Source organism: Caulobacter segnis (assembly GCF_003243465.1).
Classification (GTDB): Bacteria; Pseudomonadota; Alphaproteobacteria; order Caulobacterales; family Caulobacteraceae; genus Caulobacter; species Caulobacter segnis_A.
Genome location: NZ_QFQZ01000132.1, coordinates 1 through 6,770, shown reverse-complemented (window position 1 = coordinate 6,770; position 6,770 = coordinate 1). Strand labels below are relative to the sequence as shown.

At 67.1% G+C, this 6,770-nt stretch carries 4 protein-coding genes; all 4 read left to right on the top strand.

The window, feature by feature from the left end:
- Positions 1–225: 225 nt before the first annotated feature.
- Positions 226–1,605, top strand: coding sequence for a hypothetical protein (locus DI526_RS22725; protein WP_304283123.1), 1,380 nt, complete (start codon positions 226–228; stop codon positions 1,603–1,605).
- A 44-nt stretch (positions 1,606–1,649) separates the two neighbouring features.
- Positions 1,650–4,496, top strand: coding sequence for a TonB-dependent receptor (locus DI526_RS22720; RefSeq protein WP_304283120.1), 2,847 nt, complete (start codon positions 1,650–1,652; stop codon positions 4,494–4,496).
- 200 nt (positions 4,497–4,696) lie between these two features.
- Complete coding sequence (locus DI526_RS22715; RefSeq protein WP_304283118.1) at positions 4,697–5,869, top strand: alginate lyase family protein; 1,173 nt, start codon at positions 4,697–4,699, stop codon at positions 5,867–5,869.
- A partial coding sequence (locus tag DI526_RS22710) for an aldose epimerase family protein (RefSeq protein ID WP_304283113.1) occupies positions 5,862–6,770 on the top strand: 909 nt, incomplete at its 3' end. The genes DI526_RS22715 and DI526_RS22710, both read left to right, overlap by 8 nt.

Below are 6,770 nucleotides of genomic sequence, written 5' to 3'. Positions count from 1 at the left end.
GACGCTTCACGTTCATCAGACACTCCTCTCCAGCTCCGAAAAGCTAGCATGGGTGTCCACTGAAACGAGGGAGGATCAGCCAAGCTGACCGTCGACGACGCCAACGACAGCTGGGGCGCCTACTACTACCTCTCGGCGCTGAACAAGCTTCGCGAGGCGGGGCGCCTCAAGGAGGCCGTCGATCCGCTGACCCTGGCCAAGCTTCGCGTGCGGCTGGATTGGCGGATGTTCGTCGATGTCGATACCTACCAGCTGATCGACCACCCCAATAACTACTACTGCGTGGCCTTCGCCATCGCCCGGCTGCGCGCCCGGATGGGCTGGGAGGACGGCGCGCCCGCCGAGAAGCTCTACGCCAAGATCGCCGAGCACTACGACGCCTATTCCGGTCCGTACGGCTTCGCCGACGAGACCAATGGAGAGGGGCGCTTCGACCGCTACAGCGTGCTGCTGGCCGGGGAGATCGCCCAGCGCTTCACCGAGACGGGCGGCAAGCCGCCCGCCCAGGTCCTCGCTTGGCTGCGGAAGTCCGCCGACGTCATGATGATGCGGCTGGACGCGCAGGGCAGGGGCTTCGAGTACGGCCGCAGCATCGGCCCCTACGGCGAGACGGCGATCATCGAGGTACTGACCGCCGCCGCGGTGCTGGACCTCCTGACGCCGGCCGAGAAAGACCTCGCCTACGCGTATTCAGCCCGAGCCGCGCAGCGTTATGTCGAGTTCTGGCAGGATCCCCGCACCGGCTCGGTGAACCTGTGGGATGGCGGACGTCGCACCGACGACTATCGCGGCAAGTTTCGGATCCTGGGCGAGAACCTGTCGCTGGCGCACCAGTACGCCTACACCAGCGCCCATTGGGCGCGGATGGGATATGCGGGCAAGGCCCCGGCGGCCGATTGGGCGAAGGGCCTCGCCGCCCTGCCGCGCCGCCAGGTCACCTGGTTCGCGCGCGGTCCCTATGATCGCCTGCTGGTCAGCGTCCGCGACGGCGAGCGGATGGTCAGCCTGCCGGTGATCAACGGCGGCCCCAGCCAGCACATGCACAACCCGTATTTCCCGATCCCGTTCTCGCCGGGAATGCTGGAGGCCTCGCCCGATGGCATGGCGCCGTTCCTGACACCGCGCCTGACCCTGGGCGACGGCTCGCTGCTCATGCCCCTGGCCTACGCCAAGGACGTGAAGGTCGAGGCCAAGGGCGCCCGGACCACGGTCTCCTGGCGCCAGGACGAGCTGGACCTGATGGGCAAGAACGCGCCCGTCGCCGACCGTCGGGTTTCGGTGGTCACCACCTACGTCCTCGAACCCGGCCGGATCACCCGCACCGACGTCTACACGCCCGGTAAGGACGTCTCTGTGAAGGACATTGAGCTTCAGTTCGGCGCGTTCTCCACGGGCGCCCGGCAGGCCGGAGGGGTGACGACCTTCGCCGACGGCGCGGTTCGGCGCTTCGCGGTCGAGGGACTGAAGGCCTGCGAGGCCGGCGCCGCGGGCGAGGACAAGGAATACCGCGCCGCGACCGGCCCCATGGCCAGCAAGGTCGTCTGCCGCGGCGCGCCCGCCGCCGGGGCGCCTTTCAAGATCACCTGGCGGATCGACTACCGCTGAGGCGGAGCCGCCGCCGACAACGATAAGGCAAAGAGGGGAAACCAATGAAATCCAAGCCCATGCCCGCGCGCGCGCGCCTTTATCGCGGCATGCTGCTGTTGTCGGCCGCGGTTGTGCTGCCGGCCCACGCCCTGGCCCAGGCCGCCGCGACCCAAACCGCCTCGCCTCAGACCGCCGACTCCGTGGAGGAGATCGTGGTCACCTCCGCCCGCGCCACCCAGCGCAACTCGATCGAGACCAAGCGCGCGGCGAGCGTCATCGTCGACGGCATCGTCAACGACGAGATCGGCGCCTTGCCAGACAACTCGGTGGCCGACACGCTCGAGCGCATCACCGGGGTTACGGCCGACCGCTTCAAGGGCAACGCCAACGAGCTTTCGGTGCGGGGTCTCGGTCCGACCCTGAGCTTCTCGACCTTCAACGGCCGCGAGGTCTCGACCGCGGGCCCCGACCGGTCGGTGGCGTTCCAGCAGTTCCCGTCCGAACTGGTCAACGGCGTGCTGGTCTACAAGTCGCAGCAGGCCGACTTTCTGGACGGCGGCATCGCCGGCGTGATTGAGCTGAAATCGATCCGGCCGATCGACTACGGCAAGCGCCGGCTGCAGATGGAGGTGCGCGGGGCGTACCTGCCTAAGGACGATGATATCCGTGGCCGCAACGGTCTAGGCTATCGCGGCAACATTTCCTACACGGACAGCTTCGACACGCGGCTGGGCAAGATGGGCGTGAGCCTGGGCTACCAGCGCCTGGATCAGGCGACGCCCGAGGATTACTACATCACCAACTCGGCCTTCGTGCCGTGCACGACCTACGCGGCGGCGCCCGGGACGGCGACGACCAACTGCTCGAACGCGACCACCGCGCCCGCTGGCGCGACCATCGGCCCGCGTTACTTCGCCACCAGCGCCCGCACCTTCCAAGCCAAGATCACCGATGAGGTCCGCGAGGCGGTGATCGGCGCCTTCCAGTGGAAGCCGACGCCCAATCTCGACATCAGCCTTGATGGCCAATACTCGACCCGCAAGAGCGGCGAACGGCGCAACCAACTGGCGCTCACCGAGGGCCTGCGGGGCATTCAACCCCTGCTGGTCGGCGATGGCGGCGACTACAGCGCCGGCGCCCTGATGCGCTACAGCGGCAATTCCAATCTGGAAGTCCAGATCGAGAACCGCCAGCGCAACGAGAAGTATATCGGCGGCGGCGGCGCGATCGCCTGGCGCGGCGATCGGCTGACCGCCACCGGCGACCTGTCCTACTCCCAGTCGCACCGAACCGAACTGCAGAAGGCCACGAACATGCGCTCGGCGACACGGGTCGCCTATACGCTGGACGCGACGCAGGACGAGGTCCCGTCGATCACCTTCACCACCTTCGACATCAACGATCCGGCGAGCTTCCTGCTGGCCACGCCGGCGAACAACAGCAACTACGCGCGCTATCGGCAGGTCACCGACCGTTTCGACAAGATCGGAGCGGTGCGGGCAGACGTGACCTACGAACTGGGCGACGGCTTCTTCCAGACCGTCAAGTTCGGCGGCCGCCTATCGGATCATCGCCGCACGCAGGACGCCAACAACAACGCCGATGTCAACATCCCGGTCGCCTATGACGGCCGCACGCCGGCTCAACTCGTCGCGGCCGCCAACGCCAACTGCCGCGCGCCGTTCTCGACCGGCGACTTCATGAGCGGCAAGACGAATGTGAAATCCTGGGCCCTGTTCGACAACGACTGCGTCTTCCGCACCTACACCGGCCGCGACAGCAACCCGCTGCCCGAGAATGCGCCCGGCCCGGAGGACTCGAATATCCGTGAGCGGATCAGCACCGCCTATGTGATGACCACCTTCCGCTCGCAGCTCGGCGCCACGCCGTTGTCGGGCAACGCCGGCCTGCGCTATGTCCGCACCCGGGTGCTGTCGAAGGGCTTCCGGGGCGAGGTGACCGTCGTCCCCTCGGTGGGCGGCGCGGCCGCCACCGTGGTGCGTACGCCGGGAACGCCCCTCCAGGAAATCTCCGGCAAGGGCGGGTACGAGTACCTGCTGCCCAGTGTCAACGTAGCCTTCGACCTCAGCGATATCGTGAAGTTGCGCCTGGCGGGCTATAAGGCGTTGTCGCGTTCGGGGATCGAGGACTTCAACGTGGGCATCACGCCGGTCGCCGACGCGAACGGCACAACCGTCGAGGCGGTGCTGGCCAACAGCACCACCGGCAACCCGAACCTCAAGCCGATCCGCGGCTGGAATCTGGACGCGTCGCTGGAGTTCTACGTCAATCGCGACACCTCGTTCGCGATCGCCACCTACTACAAGTGGCTGAAGGGCGCGGCGTTCGACGCGCGCGAGCCGCTGCCGACGACGATCATCGCCAACGGGCAGCCGGTCACCTTCAACGCCATCGCGCCGGCCAACGACCCGGAGACCCGCAACCTCTATGGCATCGAGTTCAGCGGCAATCACGCTTTCAGCTACCTTCCAGGCCTGCTGAGCGGCTTCGGCGTGTCGGGCAGCCTCGCGATCACCGAGGCCGATTTCGAGTTCGCGGATTCCTCGACGGTCGGGCCCTATGTGGATCCCGCCAACCTGATCGGTCTGTCGAAATACACCGGCAACGGCTCGATCTACTGGGAGAACGAAAAGCTCTCGCTGCGCGCCTCGTATCGTTATCGCTCGAACTACTTCAAGCCCAACAGCGGCTCGAACCGCAGCGTGCGCGGCTCCGGCTTCCTGAACCTGTCGGCGTCCTACGACCTGACCAAGCAGGTTCAGCTGAAGCTGCAGGCCCTGAACGTCACCAACACCCGGGATGTCATGTTCAAGCCGGGCGAGGATTCGATCACCGAAGTGAGCGAGAACGGACCGCAGATCTATTTCGGCGTCCGCATGCGCTTCTAAGTCTTTCGACCCCGGCGAGCCTCATCCCGGCTGGGGTCGACACTGTCCCGCCGTCTTCGGCGGTCCGTTAGCCGACAGGGTTTCGCTCCCTTCCTGGGCGTCTTCCTGATCACGGATGACCTACCGCTTCCGCGGTGGGGCACGGGACGACTCTTCTACCCGCCGCGTCGCCGCGGCCGCCGCCGAAAGACAAGACCGCGATGAACAGACGCGACTTCTGCGTAGCGAGCGCTCTGGCCTCGACGGGGTTTGGGGGCGTGGCGCTGGGGCGTCCAGCATCGGCGATCGACGTGGTCGCCATCGATCGGAGGCGGATCATCAACGCAGCCGACCGCTATCTTCGAGAGCCGCCGGTGACCATCACCGCCTTTCCCTCCGCCCGCAGTCCGGGCGGCCGCCACGACTACTATTCCGAGGCCGATTACTGGTGGCCCAATCCAGCCGCCCCCCAGGGGCCCTATGTTCGCAGGGACGGCTTTTCAAATCCCGACAAGTTCACCGCCCATCGCGATGCGTTGATCCGGTTGGGCGTGCAGATCCCGGCCCTGGCGACGGCTTACCGAGCCACGAGAGAGCCGCGCTACGCCGAACACGCCGAGCGACATCTTCGGGCCTGGTTTGTCGCCCCAGCCACTCGGATAAACCCGCAGCTCGAGCACGCCCAGGCGATCATCGGCGTCAATACGGGCCGAGGCATCGGCGTCATCGACACCCTGCATCTGGTGGAAGTGGCGCGGGCTGTGTCGATCCTCGCGCGCCACCGCCCGAGCGTCGTCGTCTACGGTCCGACGCGGGCCTGGTTCGATGCTTACCTCACCTGGATGACTACATCGGCGAACGGCGTCGACGAGCGGAACCAGAAGAACAATCACGGCTCCTGCTGGGCGCTCCAGACGGCCCAGTTCGCCCTGCTGACCGGACGCGGGAGCGAGCTGCAGACAGCGCGAGAGCGCGTCAAGGGGCTGGTTCCGGGTCAAGTCGCCGTGGACGGCAGCCAGCCGCTGGAGCTGGCCCGCACCAAGCCCTACGGTTACAGCCTGTTCAATCTCGACGTTCTGGCCGCCTGCGCGCGCCTGCTGTCGACGCCGCAAGAGAACCTCTGGACCTATCGCGGCGCGACGGGGGGCTCGATCGCCGACGCTCTGGCCTATATGGCGCCCTTCATCGCCGACAAGCGGGCCTGGCCGAAGCCGCCCGATGTCGAGGCCTGGGACGGCTGGCCCGTGCGTCAGCCTAGCCTGCTGTTCGGTGGGCTCGCGCTCGGGCGGGCCGACTACCTGGCGCTCTGGCGCCGGCTGCCGCCCGATCCGACCGAAGCCGAGATCGTCCGCAACTATCCGCTTCGCCAGCCGGTGCTCTGGATCGATGGCTAAGGGTCTGACCTTCATCATCGCGCTGGCGTGGGCGGGCGCCAGCCACGCCGCCCACATCCAGCGTCTGTCTTTCGGCAACACTCGCGCCGGCGTGCCCGTCGTCCGGACCGTGTTGCGCAACGATCTGGGCATGAGCGTCGCGGCCATCGACTTCGGCGCGACCCTGACGGCGATCGAAATTCCCGACCGGAGCGGGCGCCTGGCCAACGTGGTGCTGAGCCGCCCCGACATCGCCGCTTACGAGACCAACCAGCGCCGCTACGGCGCGGTGGTGGGACGCTACGCCGGCCGCATCGCCGACGCGCGCTTCACCCTCGACGGCGTCGTCTATCGCCTGGAGGCCGGGCGCAACAACATGACGCTGCATGGCGGCTCGCAGGGCTACGACAAGCGGCTCTGGTCGAGCACGACTCTTTCGGATCGTCGCTCCGTGGGCATGCGCTACACGCTTTACAGTCCGGCTGGAGACCAGGGGTTTCCAGGGGGCCTGACCTTGACGGTCACCTATCGCCTGATGCGTCGGTCCAACACACTCCAGCTGGAATACGAGGCGCGCGCCGACGCGCCCACCGTCATCAACATCACCAACCACGCCTTCTTCAACCTAGCCGGCGCCGGGGCGGCTACCATAGCCGACCATCGCGTCTGGATTCCCGCGGAGCGATACGCCGAGGTGGACGCGCGCAAGGCCCCGACGGGCGCGCTGCTTCCTGTGGGCGGCACGGTGCTGGACTTCCGCACTCCTCGGCGCGTCGGCGACGTCCTGAGGCTGGACGACCCGCTCCTGGCCTCCTCTGGGGGCTTCGACCACAGCCTCGTCCTGGCCAATAACGCAAAGCGTTCGGCCCGCCTGGCGGGCTGGATCGAGGACCCCGCGAGCGGCCGGCGCATGACGGTGCTC